We start from the raw sequence: 21,972 nt of genomic DNA on the forward strand, positions 1-21,972 counted from the left end.
ACTATTTTTCCTATTTATGATTTTAATTAACTGATAAAAGGAATTATTTAATGAACGTTTCTTCGTTACGTCATCCTAAAGAACATCTTTATAAAATGTTATGCATTATTATTGGTGGATTAATTTGGGTTGGATTATTACTAGGCACATTTTTTAGTATTCTTATTTTTCTTATTCCAGTCGCATTCTTTATTTGGCTATCAAGTAAATTCTTTCAAGCTAGTATTTTTGGTAATGCCGTTCACGTTAATAAAAACCAATATGCAAACTTAAATAATATGGCTGACGAAATAGCCACTGCGCTAGATATGAAAGAAAAGCCTGAAATGTTTATTGTAAATTCTCATGGTTTAACCAATGCATTAGCGGTGAAATTTCTATCTCGTAAATACACGCTACTGTTTAGCGATTTAGTTGATTTATTATGGGAAGAGAAAAAACAAGATCAACTGCGTTTTGTCATTGCTCATGAACTTGCTCACCATGCTGCAGGTCACGTAAATTTCTGGATTAACTTATTAATGAAACCAGCAATGTTTATCCCTTTCTTAGGTTCAGCTTATAGTCGTGCGTGTGAATTGACCTGTGATCGCATTGCTGCTGAAATAATTAATAATAAATCCGCCAGCATTAATGCCCTCATCACGCTGGCATCTGGAAGCCGCGAACTGGTGACTGCGACCAATAACGACAGTTTTGTACAACAAGAGCTGGGTGTGCCTGCCGTGTTTGGCTTTTTACAAGAAATTACATCAAGCCATCCACGTATGACAAAACGTGTTATCGCGATTAATAACTATCAGCTTGGTGATCAGAAATCGACTCTAATCGCTCGTGAAGCCTAACAAAATCGTTGCCATAGCTAAAAGCCGTTTTAAATTGCGGCTTTATTCATTTTATCACTTCGGTATAGCCTGCGATAAATTATCCACTAACCAATCAGCAAACTGTTTTTCTTCACCGACTAAATGTGCTTTATCACTCATCAGAATATAATCACACCCCGACGGCACAAAACCAAATGGCGCGACCAACACACCTCGTTTGATGTCATCCATAACAAAAGGATATGACCCCATTGCAGCCCCTAGTCCATCAATAGCCGCTTGAATACAAAAATAAAAATGACCAAATGTCTGCTGCGAGTGGTGAGTAAAATCAGTTGCTGTACCGCTCATTTGCTGCCAGTTTTTCCATGCGCTAGCTCGAGTTGCACTATGAATCGTCGTGATACTGCCTAGATCGTGCTTCACTTTTTCCCAATAATCTGGCGAGAAAACAGGCCCCACCCACTCTTCAACTAAGGACGTTTTGTAGTAATCACGATGACACTCAAAATCATCACGACGTATCGCAAGCGATAAGCCATTTATCCCTAATTGCACAGCACCACCAGCTGTCGATAAACGCACATCAATACCTGACGATTCATAAAAGCCACTTAATCGAGGCATTAACCAACGCATGGTTAATGTTGGCTCACATGACACCTCTAACGTATGAAGCCTTGACTGTCGCAACTCATTGACAGTGTTTTCCAATACGTTAAATACTTGACGGGTAGACACTTTTAACTTTTCACCTTCCTGCGTTAAAAAGACGTTACGCCCTTTTTTATAAAAAAGCGCAACGCCTAAATACGTTTCTAGCGTCTTGATCTGTTTGCTCACTGCACCATGCGTAATGTTCAATTGCTGTGCCGCTTCACTAAAACTAGAACACGACGCTGCTACATCGAATACATGAAAAGCTTTAAGATGTCTCATCTGTGAATTTTTCTCACATGTTATTTCACTTATTTTCGATTTAAACATAGCCATCGCACACATACAATATCGCCATAAAAACTTGCTGGAGAGACAAATGGAACTAATTAGCTTAGTTATTTTGGGATTATTGATTGTAATAAGTCCCGGTGCTGACTTCGTATTAGTGTTAAAAAACAGCCTCAATCACGGACGTTACGCGGGGATCTGGACTGCAATCGGTATTAGCCTTGCGATCACCATACACATTTCTTACTCATTATTGGGGATCAGTTACCTTATCTCACAAAATGAAATGCTATTTAATGCCATTCGCTATGCAGGTGCTGCCTATCTAATTTATTTAGGGATAAATGGGATCTTTTTTTCTGACAACAAAACCGATCTACAAGGTGCAACTAAGCCGAGTAAAAGTAGCCAACACTTTCTAGCACAAGGCTTTCTTTGTAACGCGTTAAATCCTAAAACCATGCTGTTTTTCTTAAGCGTGTTTAGCCAAGTAGTATCGACAGACGCAAGCGATAACCACATTGCCTTGTTATATGGTGGTTACATGATTGCGATGCACTGTTTATGGTTTAGCCTTGTTGCGATCCTATTTACATCAAAAGCACTGCAAACACGTTTATTGAATATGAAGAAACGACTAAACCAACTCTGTGGCGTAGGACTGGTTACCTTCGGTACTGTACTGGCATTAAAATCTTAACGCTTCAAACTCAACGTCGCTGATCATCATTCAGCGACTTTCTCTTTATCGCTTCCAATATTTCGACAAAATCTAACTGACTTAGTGAAAAGTTCTCACTAAACATTCCTTACGAAAATAAATATCGCACAAATAAGTAAAATCTAATTTTTATTCTAATTTTTCGTTGACAGCTTTACCTCATGTCACTAATATCCGCGTCGAAGCAAACGATTACATTTCGTAACTATCTGTTTTTACGTTTTTTTTCTTTTCTTTGAGTCAGCTGATCTCGGTCAGTTGTCTTTCTTTTTTCTATATAAAGAGAGAGACAACATTTTAGAGATCAACATGACAACGATGACTTCTGCAGCACCTACCAGTACTCAAGACACTTCTTGGCAAAACAAAGCAATTTTAAGTGTAGCTTTCCTAATGGCTACGACCTCTGTTGGTCCGGGATTTTTAACCCAAACTGCTGTTTTTACTAACATCTATAAAATCGACATGGCATTTCCTGTTTTTGCATCCATGTTTATCACCTTCGGTATTGTGATGAACTTGTGGCGCATTGTGGGTGTATCTGGCTTACGTATCCAAGACATTGCGAATCGTGTTACCCCGGGGATGGGCTATGTTGTTGGTATTCTACTTGCGCTTGGTGCAGTGGCGTTTAACTTCGGTAACGTCAGTGGTGCAGCATTAGGTATCAATGTTCTGACAGGTGTCGATACGACATGGGGCGCATTGTTCACAGGTGTTGTCGGTTGTTTACTGTTTGTCGTTCATAATGCCTCAAAACGCATGGATCAAATGGCGCGCTACCTTGGCTTGTTTATGATTGTGCTGATTGCTTATGTGGCAATGACTAGCCTTCCACCTATGGGTGAAACACTAAAAGCGGCAGTGATACCAACAGATATGAGTAACCTATTACTGCCAACGTTAACCATTGTTGGTGGTGCTGTCGGTGGTTACTACACAGGGGCGCAGCGCTTAGTTGATGTTGGCTTGCAAGGTAAAGAAAACGTAAGCGTAATTGAAAAAGCAGCATGGGCTGGCATTTCCATCGCTGTTGTTATTCGTATTCTGCTGTTCTTAGCAGTATTTGGCGTGATTGCAACAGGTGCGGTATTAGAGACCTCAAACCCAGCCGCCGATGCGTTCCGTCAAGGTGCAGGTGACATAGGTTATTTTATCTTTGGTTTGGTGTTATTTGTTGCTTCAATTACCTCGGTGGTTGGTAACTCTTACATGGCAATCTCGCTAATTAAAACCCTATTCCCTGTGGTTGCGCGCAATGAAAAAGCATGGTGTGTGGGTTTTATTATCATCACCAGCCTTGGCACCGTGACCATGAACATGCCTATTCTACTGCTGATGTTAGCCGGTCTTATTAACAGTATTATTCTGCCAGTGGTATTAGCCATGGTACTTGCCGCTACTCGCCGCAAAGACATCGTCGGTGATTACAAGCATCCAATGTATCTAACCGTTACAGGTGTATTGATTGTGGTGGTAATGGCTGCGGCTAGCCTTTCAAATATCAGCAACTTTATGACAAAGTTTATGGGATAAGCCCAATACTGGGTTCAACCCAATAAAGGTCTAGTGATGGCGCTAGACCTTTCTGCTTTTTATGACTCATGATTTGTAATAGACATCTGATTTTTAACTTTATTGTCAGATAGATAAACTAAATCAATTTAGAATAACCAATATATCATTCATTTTTAATCTTTAATCATGTTTAAAAAATATATCATCCCTTCGTTACTATTAAGTTTTTCTAATATGGCCCTTGCCGACGCTCAGCAAATCTCTCTACATAATGGCAGCTATGATATTCCAGCTATCTTCTCGGTACCTGATAAGAAAATAGATGAACAGATACCTGCAGTGATCATGCTCCATGGAACAGGGACACAAAAAGATGAAGTGGGTAATTTATATAAATCTCTCAGTGAAAAATTAGAAGCATTAGGTATTGCATCTATTCGTCTCGATTTTGCAGGCAGTGGCGACAGTAAAACATCAGACTTAGCATACTCTTTATCTTCTGCTGTTCTCGATGGACAGACCGCTTTTAACTACCTTCAAGCTAACCCACAAATAGATAAGCATCGTATTGGAGTTATCGGCTTTAGCCAAGGCGCATTAATTTCACAATTATTGGTCATCGAAGAGCCCAACATTAAATCACTCGCTGTCTGGTCTCCAGCTGTTGGTAATGGCATTGCGCCAATGAAAACCTTTTTTAAGCAATACTATGATGAGGCAAAAAAGAATGGTTACGCATTAATTAAATATGATTGGCGTTCACCATTTAAAGTGAACCTAACATGGTTTGAACAATTAAAGGCACAACAATCACTCACATTGATGAAGCAATTTACAGGTTCTCTATTAGCGATTTCAGGTACTAACGATACCGTTTTACCTTGGAAAAATGCGAATACACTGATCACCGCATCAGGCAGTAAAGACGCTACAGCTGTTATCATTAAAGATGGTGATCATATCTTTAATGTCTTTGATCCACAGGCGCATCAAAGTAAAGAGCTACTAGAAATAACAGCCAATTGGCTAAATTCGCGTTTATAAGGCTCCATTTACGCCAAACGTAAAAAAGCCGCTAAGGGTTAACTTAGCGGCTTTCTTTAATATTGTTGGGTGACACAAAACCAACGCCATAGGACTCTATAAGCAAACTCAAATATGAGCAGAAATTATTTAGAAACTCGCTCTATTTTTACAAGTAAATATTAGAAAAAGTAACGATAAATTCGACTATAAACATTTACTAGCCAAAATGATTAAAACTACAGAATCACTTCTTTTCTATGAAAAATGCTCTACAAGTAAACGTCCTGTTTATTTTATTTCTAGCTGTTTACTCAGCTTTCGCCAAAGTTACTTCTTGATCTAGTTTGCTGAAATCCCAGTATGTGAAATTTTCTCTCAGTGAAAAACCACCTAAATTCTCTTCCCAAGTAAAGTCTGTGTCACTGTTATTCCATTTTACCGAATACAGTAACCCGTCCCCCTTCTCATTACATTTTAATTTTTTCGGTGTGCCATCTGAAAATTTAGCGGATGTTTCAATTTCCTTATTCGCATTACATGACGTAACAAACAATGCAAACGCACTGAGACTATAATCTTTGTTCTTATAAACATGAATTACGTATCCCTTATTCATATTGACCTTTCTAAGAATACTCTTACCGTCTACCTCACGAATCTGAATACGTTCATATAAGTCATGCCATACCCAGTCTTTATCGGTAGCATAACTTAACTCAACCTCATCTTTCTTTCGCTGCTCATTCTCATTGTAAAAGTAGTAACTCACGCCACTTAATATTGAGATTAAAATAATTACAAGAGTTACTTTTAATAGCGTTCTTATGAACTTCACAATGTATCCTTTATCAAATTACAAATCAGTATTCTTACGCTATAGGCAAAAAAACACTCATAAATTACGCGATAATATTCTATTTAACTCATAGTTATCATTAGGTTGATTGCTATTTTTTATTTCAAAGTGTTTTTTAAAGATGTAGAAAACAAGAAATGTACTAAATTCTCCTTAGAGAATTTGCCCTGCTTTAACAATACAAATGACCCAACTTAAAAAGGCTGCTGAGTCAAACTCAGCAGCCTTCTTTAATATGATGGAGAAGTTATAGGTATTAGAGGATTTGAATCCTTCTAATATGGGTATAAGTCTAGAAAAATATATTCATTCTTTCAGATGCAAAAAAGCCGCTGAGGATTAACCAGCGGCTTTTTCTAAATATGGCGGAGAGATAGGGATTTGAACCCTAGATACGCTATAAACGTATGCCGGTTTTCAAGACCGGTGCTTTCAACCACTCAGCCATCTCTCCTAAATTGTCATCTCTTATTAAATAAGAAATGGCGGTGAGGGAGGGATTCGAACCCTCGATACGTTGCCGTATACACACTTTCCAGGCGTGCTCCTTCAGCCACTCGGACACCTCACCACATTGTTGCTGAATCGCTATGCGTTTCAACGGCGGCTAATGTAATCACTTATGCGATATCGGTCAAGGTATTTTCCTGTTCTCTTATTCATTCGCCGACTTATAGATCAATTAGGTCTATTCTCATACCAATCTATTGTTTTTCATCAATTTCAATTACTGTAACATAACGCTGATATACCTTGCTGTTTATGCATCCGTAGTACTCAATTACAGGTTTTTTATGCGATTTTTCTCATTTTTTTATCTCTTCTTATTCTTTCTCATTTCCACCCCACTATCTGCTGAAGAGAATGCATCACACCAACACATTATTGCCAACAAGATCAGTCAGCTTGAAGCTCAACAAAAAACGCCTGAAATAATCAAACAGCTTTCTGCCTATCAAACAGCGGAAAACCAGCTTGAGAAAACTAAAAACTTTAATCAAGCAATACGTAGTTATGAAAAGTTAATGAACTCCTATCCAGAAGATAAGGCAAGAGTTCAAGATCAAATAGCGAATTTTAGCGCGACAGAATTTCCAGCATCTAACGACTGGGATCACGACCAGCTAACATTAGAAATTGCAGAGCAAGATACCAAGCTGATCCAACTAGAAATAGCACGCCAGTCATACCGCAATATTTTAATTGAAATTGAGCATGGTATTGACGATTTCTCATATCAAACCAATAAGTTAAGAACACAAAAACAAAGTATCACTAAAGAGCTATCTCAAGCGCAACGGGGCAATAACACAGAAGCTATCATGCTGCTCCAAATCGCCGAGCAATATACGACTAGTCATTTATTTATGCTGGAAGCTGAACAGCTAAGTGCAGGTAATCGTCGTGCGTTAGCAAAATTAAATCTGCAATATGAAAACTTACAAATTGAAGCACATCAGGCATATCGTAATAACTTACAAAATACACTTAATCGTGTTTTACGCTCTAACGTTTCTGAAAATGATGAGCAAAATGAAGAGCTACAAGCTGATATTCAAAACCAGCCAGAAGTGATTAAACAGCAGTTAACATTAAACAAGCATTTGTCTTCTGAGCTAGCAGCGCTGACGTCTAATATTGAGCAAACACAGCAGTCTATTAGTACAACCAATGAGCAAATTACTGAAACCACACAAACAGCAGATGCATTAAGAGTCATGGCTGATTGGCTTAAAATAAGCCCAATTATTAGTGAGAACCTTCGTAACCGATTACAAAGTTTACCGTCAAATCCACCGATTGATAAACTTAATCGTGATGTCGCCCGTAATCAAATTCGACTTTATGATTATCAACAACAGTCTGATTTACTTAAAAATAACAAAGAAAAGATCAGTACCAGTAATCTATCACCGCAACAAATTGATCGTTTACACGCGCTGATACAAGATAACCTCAAACTATATAGTGATATTAATAAAGCGTCTGAAACGTTAATTTACCAACAAGCCAAGCTTAAAGTTATTTTCGATCGCCTAAATAGCATGCTGATCAAGATTAAAAATGAATCAGCAAAATTACTTTTTTGGGCACCCAATACTAACCCACTCAGCTTTGATGTCATCAAGCAAATGGGTGAAAAAATCAAATGGTTCTTTTCTCCAACACAATGGATAGGTCTTGTTAAAGTCCCGCACTTTATTAGCCCTTACTCATTGTTTGCTAGTATATTTGTCATTGCTTCACTGCTTGCATTTCTATATTTTGCCAAAAAGCATTGGGTACTTTATTTAGAAAAAACCAGCAAACGAATTAACCGTGTCACTGAAGATAAATTCCGTTATAGCTATACCAATGTTGCGATAGCCTTCCTTCTGGCATGGCCAATCCCTCTGATCATATTTGTTGTTGGTTATACTTTAAGCCTTGCTTGGCAGTTACCCTTTATTTTCCATTTAGGCCAAGCCCTATCGCTACCTTATGCACTGGTTGTGTTCTTTTTCATTCGAGAGTTATGCCGCAAAGATGGACTTTTCATCAGTCACTTTGGTTGGTCTGAAGAAATTACGAATAAAGCATTAGATAATTATCGACGCTTAATGATGGTGTTTATTCCAGCACTTATCTTGCAGCAATTCACTATGCTAACAAGTGAACTCGATACAACGGCTACCCTTGGACGATTAGCTTTTATTATTTCTAATATCGCTATCAGTTTTTTCCATTGGCGATTGTGGAAACTCAAGATGCCAATGACCTATGGTGATTTGCCTGAAGGAAAAGCCCATATTGGACACCATATCTTTTGGTGGGTACTCATCATTACCCCACAGGTACTCAACTATGCGGCACTCAATGGATACTTAGCCACATCACAAACCATCATGCTACGTATTCAGCAAGGTGCCGTGATTGGTGTTGTCGTCTTACTGGTGTACTTCTTAATAAAAAGATTGATGTTAATACAAAAACGTCGATTAGCATTTGAACGCGCAAAAGCAAAACGCCAAGAAATCATTGCTCAGCGTCAAGCAGAAATGTTGGAAGATAAAGACGAACACCACGTTAGTAACGATCTCAGCATTGACATTGAAGAGCCGAAAGTAGACTTAGATAAAATCAGTGCTCAATCATTACGTTTATTACGCTCGCTATTATCACTGATTTATCTGTTTATTTTAAGTTGGTTGTTTTCCGATTTTTATCAAGCAACGTCACTATTAGAAGGTGTTACGTTATGGGATGTAACCAATACCATCAACGGTATTGAAGAGCTACATACCATTACATTACAAAGTGTTTTACTGGCGGTATTTGCTTTTGGTTTAACGGTTATTTTGGCACGCGATTTACCCGGTGCTATGGAACTGCTTATTCTGCAGCATCTTGATTTAAGCCCAGGTACGGGTTATGCGATAACTTCTGTTACTCGCTATTTAGCTATTTTCATCGGGATTATTGTTGGCTCGGCATTAATTGGTTTTGACTGGAGCAAGATGCAATGGCTAGTCGCAGCCCTTGGTGTTGGTATTGGTTTTGGTATGCAGGAAATATTTGCCAACTTTATTTCTGGCTTAATTATCTTGTTTGAAAAACCAATTCGTATTGGTGATACGGTAACGATCCGTGAGCTCACGGGTGTAGTCGCGAAAATAAAAACCCGCGCAACGACGATTGTAGACTGGGATAGAAAAGAAGTAATCGTGCCTAATAAAGCTTTTGTTACTGAGCAATTTATTAACTGGTCATTATCCGATGCGATAACTCGAGTAAATCTTTCAATCAATGTGAAATTTAAAGCCGATCCTGAGCTAGTAACACAATTATTATTTGAGGCGGCAGAGGAATGTGAACTGGTACTCGATAATCCAGCACCTGAAGTATTCTTCTTAGGTTTAACCGCTAATTGCCAACAATTTGAATTGCGTGCTTATGCCGCAGAAACGGGGCATCGCTTAAGCTTAACCCATGATCTCCACTGCCGAATTAAGAACAAATTCATTAAAAATCATATTGATATAGCATCGCCGCAGTTAGAAGTAACAATGAAAGGCCAGCAATTTCATCCCGCCAGTGGCAAATAACATTTAATCATATCTTCACGTACTGCTATTAAACCGATAGCAGTACGTATATTAAGAACCACTCTCGTTTCACTTCCCTTTTAGAACCCTCTTAATATATCTGTTAAAACAGAACAACATAATAACAATCATATTACCTTTTAGCGAAAAATCATGAACTAAGATCACAAAAAACAGTTACTGATAAAACTATTATGTTAATTTAATGTTTTTAAAAAGTTTTTAACTCTAATATGGATATTTGTATCAATAGCTTTATGATACAAAATTTCATCGAAATACCGATTTTACAAGAAGAATAAAAAGACAGGGGTCAAGGATGAAGCCAATGATGTATGTTGTTATTGAAGGTATTATCTGGAAAATTACAGAGTCAGGCGAATGGGTTCAAATTCCAGCTTCAGAAATTATCGATCAGTCGATTCCTTTCATCAAAGAAAGAGCCTACATCAATGACATTTTAAAAACACAAACCCACCAAGATGATGCCCCTGTTATCGAGAGCTCTTCGCATCGTACCCAGTTTTTTCTTGATACCAATATTGGCCAAGAGCCATTATCAAGCAACAGCGCTTCTTTTATTTCTCAGATAAAAGCCACATTAGCTGAAACCTTACCCAAAGCGGGATTTAGTACTCGTTCAATAGCATCCATTCAAAAAACAGAAAATGAATCTGTTGCAGATGCTATCCCATCTCTTAAAGCTTCTGCGACGTTATCAGCCTCCATTATTGATGGTAACGATGGTTATAAAAGCCGATTTGAAACACCTTCTGCGGTACTACTGGGCGACGCTATTGATATTGAAGATGGCAGAATAGTTATCGTTACTGTGACAGATATTAACGGCAAAGTATTCACTGCCAGTGCAGTCGTACAAAATCAAAAATGGATAGTTAATCATCAAGACTTGAGCTCTCTTGCTGAAGGTGAGCTTTCTATTTATGCCTCTGTTACTGACTTCTACGGCAATGTTGTTGATGCCAAAGACACAACAATCAAAGATACCTTTGCTGAAATAAACGCAAAAATTGACGGTAAAGGTGATAATTACTTAAACCTATCTGAAATTACAAATAGTGATTTATTCGGTGAGATAAATTTTGTTGAAAATGATCAACCAATATTTATCACCATAACCGATAGCCAAGGTAAAACACTACGCTTTGAAACCGCCAATGATGATGCGGCTGCTTGGCAAATAAATAATGCTGATCTTTCTTCTCTTGCTGAAGGTGAACTCACTGTTCTAGCAGAAACCGTCGATATTGCGGGAAATCCTGCTTCCGCCACCAGCACCATCATCAAAGATACCTTAGCCACTATTACGACTGATTTTGACGGCAACGGTGATCGCTTCCTCAATCAAGCCGAAGTCTCAACGACTGAGCTATTTGGCAGTATCGCGAATATTGAAGATGGACAAACCGTTACTATTACTGTTACTGACAGCCAAGGCTTAGAGAAAACCTTTGAAAGTACTGTTAGCGCTGGGAAATGGACAGTTAGTAATGCCGACTTAACCGATTTAGCAGACGGTGAACTAACCATTCTCGCTGAAACTACCGATATTGCGGGCAACCCAGCCTCTGCAACCAACACTATTATCAAAGATACTGCGGCAAATGTTACGACCAGCGTTGATGGTAAAGGCGATGCGTACCTCAACGCCGTTGAAACACCCATAACCGATTTATTTGGCGCTGTTGAAAATATAGAAGACGGACAAACAGTGACTATTGCTATCGCAGATAGCAGCGGTGCCGAGAAAATTTACACCGCCACTGTTAATAATGGTAAATGGACAGTAAATGACGCCGATCTAACATCGCTTGCTGAAGGTCAACTCACCGTTACGACCACAGCCACCGATATTGCAGGTAATATAACATCAGCCACTAACACCATAATCAAAGATACCCTTGCTAACATTACAGCGAGCTTTGAAGCTAATGGCGATAGCTTTTTAAATAAAGCCGAAATCGACGCTAAAACCACTCTGTTTGGTGACATTGATTTTGTTGAAGACAACCAACCAGTCACAGTAAAAGTAACAGATAGCAATGGTAAAACTCTCACCCTGACCACTACAGTCATAAGCGGTGCATGGCAAATTGATGATGTTGATTTATCTGCACTTGCAGAGGGCGAGTTAACCGTTACTGCTGAAGTTATTGATGTTGCAGGCAACCCAGCGTCTACCACCAACACCATTATCAAAGATACCCTTTCTACCATTACGGCTAACTTTGATGGTAAGGGGGATGAGTATCTTAATCGTGATGAAATCTCTGTGACCGATCTTTTTGGCTCGGTATCCAATGTTGAAGATGGTCAAACCGTTGCAATTAAAGTCACCGACAGTAACGGCCTAGAAAAGTCGTTCGAAACCACTGTGATTGATGGCAAATGGACAATAGAAGATGCCGACTTAACCGATTTCGCTGAAGGTGAACTGACAGTCAATGCTGAAACAGTTGATCTTGCTGGTAACACATCGTCTGCTTCCAACACTATTACCAAAGACACATTCACTGGTATTAGCGCCGATTTTGATGGTAAAGGCGATGAGTATCTCAACCGCGTTGAAATTCCAGTTACCAATTTATTGGGTAAGATCGAAAATGTCGAAGATGGACAGTTCATTACCATTACCATCACCGATAGTAACGGATTAGAAAAAATCTATACCACCACCGTCATTAATGGTAATTGGACAGTTGATAATGCTGACTTAACAGGACTTAGCGAAGGTGAGCTCACTGTCATCGCTGCTACTGTTGATCTTGCAGGTAACCAAGTATCAGCCACAGACACCATCATCAAAGATACCTTAGCGACTATTACGGCGGATTTTGAAGGCAACGGTGATCGCTTCCTTAATCAAGCCGAAATCTCAACGACTGAGCTGTTTGGCACTATCGCCAATATTGAAGATGGACAAACCGTGACTATTACCGTCACTGACAGCCAAGGCTTAGAGAAAACCTTTGAAGGTACTGTTAGCGCAGGTAAATGGACAGTTAACAATGCCGACTTAACCAATTTAACAGACGGTGAAATAACCGTTCTCGCTGAAACTACTGATATTGCGGGCAACCCAGCCTCTGCTACCAACACTATCATCAAAGATACTGCGGCAAATATTACGACCAGCGTTGATGGTAAAGGTGATGAATACCTCAACCTCGTTGAAACCCCCATAACCGATTTATTTGGCGCTGTTGAAAATATAGAAGACGGACAAACCGTTTCTATTACCATCACAGATAGCAATGGTACTGAAAAAATTTATACCACGACGGTAAATAACGGAAAGTGGACAGTAAATGACGCCGATCTCACGACACTCGCTGAAGGTCAACTCACCGTTACGACCACAGCGACCGATATTGCAGGTAATACAACCTCGGCCACTAATACCATTACCAAAGATACCCTTGCTGAAATCACGGCGAACTTTGAAGCTAATGGCGATAGCTTTTTAAATAAAGCTGAAATCGATGCTAAAACCACTCTGTTTGGTGACGTTGATTTTGTTGAAGATAATCAACCAGTCACAGTAAAAGTAACTGATAACAATGGTAAAACTCTCACCCTGTCCACTTCGGTTATCAATGGTGCATGGCAAATTGATGATGTTGATTTATCAGCTTTTTCTGAAGGCGAATTAACCGTTACCACAGAAGTGATTGATATCGCAGGTAATACTAAAGAAACAAGCAATACCATCATCAAAGATACGTCAGTACTTACTATTGATATTGATACAAGCAGTTACCAGCAAGGAGGCTTAAATGTCTCGGCATTAAAAAATGGTCAAGTACCTTACTTGCAAGGTTCAACAACAGGTACCCAAGCTGGCGATAAGATAACCGTTACCTTTAGTGACGGAGTAGATACTGTATCTCTGACAACATCAGTAGATAACTCAGGCAATTGGCGTATAGATAACATTGAATTATCTCAATTAGATCCACAGCAAACTTGGCAGATGATCGCCACAGTTACAGACGCTGCAGGTAATACTGCCAGTGACGATATGCCCACATTCGCGAGCTCAAGCGATATGACTTTCTCTGAAAAAGCGCTTGAAACGGAATCTTCAATTGAATCAAGCTCAACGATTAATATTGAATTCGCCGAATTTACTTTCGGCGCAGCGCAGAGTGCTTTAGAACAGTTAACTTCTAATGGTAAAGACGTTACCGTTACTATTTCTGCTGACGGCTTAACGCTAACCGTACAAACAGCCACCACAACCGTACTCACTGCGGTTATTGACCCTAGCACTCAAACAGTAAAAACAACATTAAGTGCTGCCATTGATCACTCCCCCGGCAACCCTAATACTGAAACAGTGATCTTCATTGACGGTATTCAAACGGATAATGATGGTACGAGTGAAACTGTCATCATGCCAATCGAGATCAATATTCAAGATGCCGCACCTGAGATTGTCGATGATACGAGTGACGTTATTGAAGGCAACGTTGTTACAGGTAATGTGCTAACCAATGATGTGGATGTGGATGCTTCTCTTCTCGTTAAAAGTATCACTATTAATGGAGAGACAAAGGCACTGAATAACACATCGGTTACCTTTGATCTTCCTGAAGGAAAGTTCACCATCAATAGTGATGGCGAATGGACATTTACCGCCAATCGCAATCTTAATCATAGCCAAGGTGATATCAACCTTTTCATTGATTACGTCGCTTCAGATAAAGATCAATACGAGAACAATGCAAGCCTTACAATTTCAGTTAAAGATGGTCTTGCCAATGTCATACTCGATGATAATGCAAAGACGGTTGAAAGTGTGATTTCAGCTGGAAGCGCTACCTACAAGGGTGAGTTTACTGTACAAGCTGGAGCAGATAATCCTGATCCAAGTAGCCTAACATTTAATTCCCAGACAATAACGGCACTTGAAGCACTAAATTTGTATTCTGGTATCTCAACAGCATCGCTTAGTTATACCGTCAGCGCCGATGGTAAAACAATCACCGCCAAAGCGGGTGGCGACACTATTTTTACCTTGAGTTTATCGGCAACCGCCTCAGGCGATAACGCGACGGGTACTGTCACCTTGGTACAACACTTCCCTCTCAATCAACAAAGTTTAGCTGATGCTATCACCCTACCTCTGTTTATTGATGCCGTTGACAGTGATGGTACTGCTACTCCAACAGGGAAATTTGATTGGGTTATCGAAGATGGCGCGAATCCAGTATTAGCCGCATCTGGGCAATTAGAGTTTAAAGAAACGGATCTATCTAATCCGTCAAATCAACCTAATCAACCCAATCAACCATTGCAACAAACAGGCACGATCACCGTCACCATTGGTAGTGATGGTTTAAATGGCACCACAGAGCAAAGTCCACTGTATTTTGATTTAAGCCAACTACCAACCGGTTTAACCAGTGGTGGAAAAGCGATTTCTTATGTGATCTCTAATGATAATCAAACTATTGAAGCAAGAACAAGCTCAGGTAAAGTCTTTGAAATAAGCTTATCTTCTCGCCCAGATGCAGAAGCAAACTCAACCGTTGACTATGTTTTTACCCTGCATCAGGCACTGGATCAAACCAGCGTAAACGATGAATTAACTATTTCTATTCCGGTCTTTATTAAAGACAACGATGGAGATATTAACCAAACTGCTATCGATGTTGTCATTGTTGATGGTAGTGCCCCTGTTATTAATACAACGTCAATAGAAATATCAGAAACGCCGATGAGTGCTTCTTCACCAGCAGGTAGTTCAAACCAAGCAGACGCCACAATCACAGTAACCGCAGGACAAGATCCTATCGTCGATTTAAATCTTGTTTTATCGGGTACGGTGAAAAGTAGTGATGGCAATAACATCACCTACCAAGGACAAGCATTAACTTGGCAATTTGATGGCAGTAACACCTATAACGCATCATTACCTGATGGCACAGTGATCTTTTCTGTTCATTTATCAGATATTGGTGCAGTTCCATCGGGTAGTGCAGCAAATGCAACAATCACAGTGACGCTTAATGAGTCTATCGACCATACCAATGGCAACGATACCGAACTTAATTTATTACTGCCCGTTGAAGTGAAAGACAGTGATGGCAGCTCGAGCACATCAAACGTAACGGTGAGTATTTTAGATGGCTTAGTGCCGAGCATTACCGTCAACAGTAACCTTAACGTTCACGAAAATGACTTACTGGATGATAATTTAGCCGTTGATGCATCAACCACGTCAGCACCAACACTCAGCTTTAACCAAAGTAGTGATGCGCTTGCTTCCGTGCAGCTAGATACTGCGCAGTTTAATAGTCAAAACTATACCAGTGGTGGTGAAAACATCACACTTAGCGCAGCAGATGCGAACGGTTGGTATAACGCAACAGCAAACGGTAATGATATTTTCCGTATTAAAGTCAATCTAGATGGTACCGTGCAATTTGAGCTTTTCGAAGCGATTGACCGTCCGTCATCATCAAGTCAAGGTGTGCTTAATTTAGAGTTTGGCGCCATTGCCACAGACGTAGATGGTGATAAATCAGCCACCACTCCTTTTGAAGTGACAGTTACTGACGATATCCCTGTTGCAGGTCCTGATGAACAACTTGCTGTTTTTGAAGGTGTTGATAAGACACTACGCCTATTATCTAGAGGCGTTACTGGTGCTGATGGTGGTGAGGTCGTCAGTATCAAGTATCGTGGCAAAGAGTATCCAGCAGACGGTAATCCAATTGATTTAATAAATACTCAAACGGACCCACACACTAAATATGGCACTATCGCTGTTAATTCAGATGGCACTGTCATCATTAAGACGATTGCCAGTAAGGAAAGTAGTGGCGAGATCAGTGATGAGTTCAGCTACACCGTTAAAGACAGCGATGGTGACACTGCGGTAAGAACCAAGAAACTATCATTTGCAGATGATCCTGGTCGTATTGAGGTGAATGCAGAGCAGACACTTGAAGACAGTATGAGTAACCCACTCACGATTCAAGTATTCCTTGGTGATATTGACCAGAATGAATCACTTAGCACTATCACAATCAGTGAAAGCTCATTAGCGGGTGGACAGCTGTATTTAGATGGCAATTTGCTAACGGCAACAAATGGCGTAATTACCCTTAGCGACTTTATTAGTGAAGGTGATTTCTACAAGCCAAACGGTGATCTTACTTATAAACCTGCACCTGATACTGCGCTTAATCAACAAGATACAGTTGTGCTTAAAATAACAGCGACGATATCAACCAATAACCAAGATAAAACACTGACCAAAGATCTCACTATCAAGGTGCTACCTGATGCTGATGCCGCAATTTGGGACGAGGCTAAAGATTACGAGTACACCGCAGTCGAAGATGATAGTAATGGCATTCAACTCAATGTTGCGGCGGATCTACAAGACACCGATGGTTCAGAAACCCTTAAATACCGAATTTCAGGGATCCCAGACGGCATTACACTCAAACTGGGTAACACCATCATTAGCGACGGCAAAATCATTATCGCTGATCAAATTAATGATGTGAAGATATTTTCTGATAAACACTCAGCAGGCACATTTACCTTCACCATTACTGCGCTCAGCACAGAAAAAGGCAATCAGTTCCTTGATAAAAGTACCGATCGAACAGAAGAATCGCAACGTCTTGTCACAGTAAATATTATTCCTGAAGCGGATGCGCCAAAACTCTCGGTTAAAAACCTTAAAGGCCATGAAGATCAGCCTATTGATCTCAGTAAGGCCATTATTGGTAAATTAGCTGATAACGATGGTTCTGAAAGCCTAAGTTACCGAATTAAAGTGCAAGATGGTTGGTCAATTCAAGGTGGCGATGCGGTAGAAGAGCCTGCCGGATCTGGCATCTATATTGTGAGTGCAGAATATATTGAAAATGGTCAAGCACAGCTTCATCCAAAAGCTGATATCAGTTCACACACTGAAAAACTCACTATTGAAGTAACGGCTATATCTACTGAAGCCGCTATTAACGGACTCACCTCTGCTACCAGTACAGAGGGTGCGACAAAGACTATTTCCATTAACTTAAAAGGCACCATTGACCGCCCAGACATTACAGACGGCGGTAATGGGCATTGGCAATACATTGCTAGTAGCACAGATAACACCACTGGCTTTAAGGGCACGCTCAAAGGCATTAATGGTTTTGATGAAGATAAGCCATTACCGCTCGATTTTTTAATTACCACCAGTGATAACGATAAATCAGAAGAGATAACCATCTTAATCACCAACTTGCCTGACGGTGTGAAGTTTATCGATTTTCATGGCAAGCCTTTAAACCTTGAAATTGTCGGTAAGGATGCTTCAACTGGGCTGATCTATCGGATCACATCCGATCAATTAACATCGACGTATTTATCCACCCCTGAAGACATGAGTGGCAACTTAACATTTGATGTTATTGTAATTTCTACCGAGCCCGACGGTGCGAGTGGTGAATTTAACTACAAGGTGGATATTGAAGTCTTGCCTGCTGTTGATGAGAAAAATGAGATAGATAAGGAAGGTCGCCCTATATTGCAAATATTGCAAAACACTGGTTTTGAAGATCAACCTATCTCATTTTTAGTTGAACCGACCATCAGAAAAGATAGCGACAACAGTGAAACGCTGACAGGTTATAAAATTACCAATGTACCTGATGGGTTAACCCTATTTATTGACGGTATAGAAGTTATTATTCCTGCTAATGGGCTCGATCTTGCTAACTATAAAGGCAACCAATCATGGGCTGAATTTATTAACAGTGGTCGCGTGACCATTCATGCTGATGAAGATCTCAGTGGCATTTTTGATATCAAGATTAATTATGAAGTAACGGATACGTCAACTTCCGGACAAACAGCGAGTAAAAACATCAATGCCATTATCCAAGTTGATGTTGCAGGGGTCGTTGAAACCGATACGCGCTTAGAATCTACAGAAGATCTGTTAAGTAGTACCGGTGATATCCCTATTGATTTAACCAATGCGGTTCACTTTATCGATGAAGATCTTGATGGCTCAGAATATCTAGATTACATCGTGATCGAAGTACCTGATGGCATTAATCTCATCATCGATCACCCTAACGGTGCCCATATTGACGGTAGTGGTAACTGGATTATTCCCGCAACGGGCTTAACAAGCGCTAGCATTAAAGAAGCAATGCAAGATCTGTTAGCTGGAGCAACCGTAAGCGCTAGCTTTAATACACAGGTGATTGATCTTGTGGTTAAAGCTCGTGTGGTTGACGGCAACGATTCTCGCTTTTTAGAAGCACCCGTTCAGATCCAGATCACAGGTAAAACAGGAGGTGGAGGTTCATGTCCTCCGACCGAAGCGCCAGATAAAATTCAAGGTGATATGATTATTGCTAAAGAAGGCGAAGATATTAATTCATCAGGTCTACTAAATGGCGATATTGATAATAACCCAGAAATCGCCCTCTCCTTTTTTATTGACGTTAATGACTTACCTGACAATGTTGAAATTATAAGTAACAAAAATACTCCCGACTTTAGCGGTATCATTACCGAATATAACGATGCGGGTGAAATTATTGGTTACACCATCACAGAAAATGGTCTTTCCAATATGACATTCATTGGATTAGATGAAGCTTGGGCTGGATCTTTAGATATTCCGATCACGATCACTCAAACCTCTACCTGTAATGGTACAAAATCCACCACCACACAACATATCAAAATTGACGTTGTTCCGGTTGTTGATAACATCATTACAACAACAGATACCACCAGTATTATAGAAGATACCGCAACCGCAATTAACTTAACGGTGCTGTTAGGCGATAGTGTAAGTAACGGACAAACCATCACGGGTGAAGGTACTTCTGCGACTGGTAAAGAAACCATCAACTGGATGACAATCACCTTAGCACCTGGTGGTGAATTGATTGGCGATCCTGCGATAGTAGCCCAGAACCCCGATGGTAGTTGGCAAGTACTGGATCCAAGTCGTTTAGACGAATTGCTTTTAAAGCCGCCTCATAACTACAGCGGCGATTTAACCATTACTGTTGATACCAACATCACCGATAAATCCGATTCATCATCGCAAACGGATACTCAGACCAAAACCTCTTCTGTGATTATTAACGTTGAGCCTGTGACTGATATCGCCACCATGCCGAATACCATCACCGAGCAAGGTGATGAAGATGGCTACATTCATATCGTTGGATTAGGCGCAATCTTATACGATGATGACGGCTCTGAAACCATTTCACTGAATCTATCCGGCGTTCCTAATGGTGCCGTGATGTTCTATTCACCAGACGGTGGCACGACCTTTATCCAATTGCCTAATACTGGAAAATCATGGAGCTTTGATATTGCGCAAGCCGATAGTATCTATATTCGTCCACCCACAGATTTCAGTGGTGATATCACATTGAAGTTGGATGCGATCACGAACGAAATTGGTACAACGGAAATAATAACATCGACCTCTGAAGTTATTATTGGCGTCAATCCTATTGGTGATGATATTCAATTTATTGGTGTACCAGAGAGCCTATCGGGCGATGAAGGTGAAAGCTTCACGATTCCAGTCGATATTGAAAGTACCGAAACCAATAGTAATGAAACATTATTCTTAGAAGTGATCTTTAGTGCAGCTGAGCAAACTCAGTTAGCAGGCCTAGATAAAATTCAAATCGGTGATCAAGAGATAAGTATCATTAAAAGTGGTGATATATGGCTTGCGACTGCAATAGTAAATAGCACTACCTTAGACCAATTAACCCTATTTAGCGGTGATGCTTTTGGCGACATTACTATCACACTCAAAGCCAGCAGTATTGATACCGATACTATTTTAGGCTCAGAAATTACGCATTATGGTCAAACTGTTGAGAAGAATATCAGTTTAACTCTTGCACCTATGCCTGATGCGCCAGAGCTTAATCTTCAGTACAACAGCGTTATAGCTAAAACCGAAACGACGATTGCGCTAAATCTTGAGCTATCAATGTTTAATCCTGCGCCTAATGAGCAAGGGAGTATTATTATCACAGGTTACCCTAGTGATTTCGCATTCTCAGCAGGCCAAGCGAAAGGAAATGGTTGGGAAGTCGCATTTGACGAAATTGCCGATCTGACGATGACTGCTAATAGTGAGCAAGATTTCTCTCTTTCTATTGAGCCAATTTCAACTCTGGATGGACAAACGGCTGCAGGTGTCACGCAAACCATCGACGTTAGTATCACGGATAAAAATGATAATTCGCTTATCGGCACTGCAAATGATGATGTGATCATTGGTACTGCCAATAACGATAACATGACGGGCGGTAGCGGTAATGATCGCTTTGTATTCAAAGCCGAAGATCAAGGAACTAGCTCTAGTCCGGCACAAGATACCATTGTAGATTTCGATGTCACAGCCAATAGTGACAACATTGATTTACGCGCTATTTTAAATAACGTTACAGATGGAATATCTGCTGATAACTTTATTGATATCACGGAGAATAACGGTTCAGTAACATTACATATTAAAGAAAATGGCGAAGATATTAGCCAAGAGATCACGTTAGAAAACGTAGACAAAGATGCACTTTATAGTAACGATGCAAGTACAACAACAGATGCTGAACTATTACAAAAAATGATAGATGATAATAATTTACTCGCTGGATAATTACTCTATTTAGGCGTCTAACTCTATCAATTTAAGACTTTGATACTAGCTCATCTTGCGTACTACTATTCACCCAATAGTAGTACGCAACTTTTGCAATATATCTTTTAGCTCCTATAGATATAAATATCTAAACCCCACTGATTATTAATAAATTTTATTGGTCACAACGCACCCATCTCTATTAACAAATATGTAACCAGCATCACAAAAAATAATGTCTGCACCGTAGGTTTTGTAAAAATAATGTTTTTCAATCCTTTTGCTCTCTAATATTGATTAACGTGGCGAGATTGTGCATTGGA

The 21,972-nt window shown here is 39.9% G+C and carries 8 protein-coding genes and 2 tRNA genes; 6 read left to right on the plus strand and 4 right to left on the minus strand.

Going from position 1 to position 21,972, the window contains the following annotated elements; genetic code table 11:
• Positions 1-50 precede the first annotated feature (50 nt).
• The gene (locus C9J41_RS00980) at positions 51-845 is read left to right on the plus strand and encodes a M48 family metallopeptidase (protein ID WP_107205654.1); all 795 of its coding nucleotides are present in this window, start codon (positions 51-53) and stop codon (positions 843-845) included.
• 54 nt (positions 846-899) lie between these two features.
• On the opposite strand, the gene C9J41_RS00985 is transcribed toward C9J41_RS00980, so the two are convergent.
• Positions 900-1,766 carry a LysR family transcriptional regulator gene (locus tag C9J41_RS00985; protein ID WP_107294177.1) on the minus strand — a complete coding sequence of 289 codons (867 nt, stop codon included), beginning with the start codon at positions 1,764-1,766 and terminating at the stop codon, positions 900-902.
• A 97-nt stretch (positions 1,767-1,863) separates the two neighbouring features.
• On the opposite strand from C9J41_RS00985, the gene C9J41_RS00990 reads away from it, so the two are divergent.
• The 3 genes from C9J41_RS00990 (at position 1,864) to C9J41_RS01000 (ending at position 5,058) form a co-directional block, all read left to right on the plus strand.
• On the plus strand, positions 1,864-2,475 hold the full coding sequence (locus C9J41_RS00990) for a LysE family translocator (RefSeq protein ID WP_107294104.1): 612 nt from the start codon (positions 1,864-1,866) through the stop codon (positions 2,473-2,475).
• Positions 2,476-2,805: 330 nt separating this feature from the next.
• Positions 2,806-4,032, plus strand: a complete 1,227-nt coding sequence (locus tag C9J41_RS00995) for an NRAMP family divalent metal transporter (RefSeq protein ID WP_199187004.1) — start codon at positions 2,806-2,808, stop codon at positions 4,030-4,032.
• Positions 4,033-4,248: 216 nt separating this feature from the next.
• Positions 4,249-5,058 (plus strand): S9 family peptidase, encoded by an 810-nt coding sequence (locus tag C9J41_RS01000; protein WP_158259664.1) that lies wholly within the window; start codon positions 4,249-4,251, stop codon positions 5,056-5,058.
• Between the two features lie 289 nt (positions 5,059-5,347).
• Here C9J41_RS01000 and C9J41_RS01005 read toward each other — a convergent pair whose 3' ends face one another.
• From C9J41_RS01005 to C9J41_RS01015, 3 genes are all read right to left on the minus strand, one after another.
• Entirely contained in the window at positions 5,348-5,875 is a 528-nt protein-coding gene (locus tag C9J41_RS01005; RefSeq protein WP_107290452.1) for a hypothetical protein, read from the minus strand.
• A 384-nt stretch (positions 5,876-6,259) separates the two neighbouring features.
• A tRNA-Ser gene (locus tag C9J41_RS01010) sits at positions 6,260-6,350 on the minus strand.
• 29 nt (positions 6,351-6,379) lie between these two features.
• A tRNA-Ser gene (locus C9J41_RS01015) sits at positions 6,380-6,467 on the minus strand.
• Between the two features lie 223 nt (positions 6,468-6,690).
• Here C9J41_RS01015 and mscM point away from each other — a divergent pair.
• Both mscM and C9J41_RS01025 read left to right on the plus strand, forming a co-directional pair.
• A complete protein-coding gene (gene mscM, locus C9J41_RS01020) occupies positions 6,691-9,981 on the plus strand; it encodes a miniconductance mechanosensitive channel MscM (protein WP_107294106.1) in 3,291 nt (1,096 codons plus the stop codon).
• Between the two features lie 319 nt (positions 9,982-10,300).
• Complete coding sequence (locus C9J41_RS01025; protein ID WP_233220374.1) at positions 10,301-21,667, plus strand: Ig-like domain-containing protein; 11,367 nt, start codon at positions 10,301-10,303, stop codon at positions 21,665-21,667.
• The last annotated feature ends 305 nt before the right edge of the window (positions 21,668-21,972 follow it).

The sequence above is a fragment of the Photobacterium sp. GB-50 genome, from assembly GCF_003026755.1.
In the GTDB taxonomy this organism is placed as follows: domain Bacteria; phylum Pseudomonadota; class Gammaproteobacteria; order Enterobacterales; family Vibrionaceae; genus Photobacterium.